Source organism: Liquorilactobacillus uvarum DSM 19971, from assembly GCF_001434935.1.
Taxonomy (GTDB): domain Bacteria; phylum Bacillota; class Bacilli; order Lactobacillales; family Lactobacillaceae; genus Liquorilactobacillus; species Liquorilactobacillus uvarum.
On the sequence record NZ_AZEG01000153.1, the window covers coordinates 1 to 224 of the forward strand.

1 pseudogene is annotated in these 224 nt (G+C 37.5%); it reads right to left on the reverse strand.

Annotation, left to right across the window (positions count from 1 at the left end):
• Window positions 1–224 (reverse strand): annotated as a pseudogene (locus tag FD20_RS13655) (hypothetical protein); the annotation flags it as partial.

A 224-nucleotide genomic window follows, 5' to 3' on the forward strand; every position in this document is an offset into this window, starting at 1 on the left:
CTCTCAAAACGATTAGTTATCATTTCACCGCTGTCAGCATCATAATAATACATATTGTCATTTTGATCTCTAACTGCTTGACCTTTGATCTGATACCCATTTTGATCAAAATAAAGTTTCTGCCCATTAATCGTTTGGGTCCCCGTCATGGCAATACCATTAGCACCCAAATACACCCATGTATTCGAATCCACTCTCTCAAAACGATTAGTTATCATTTCACC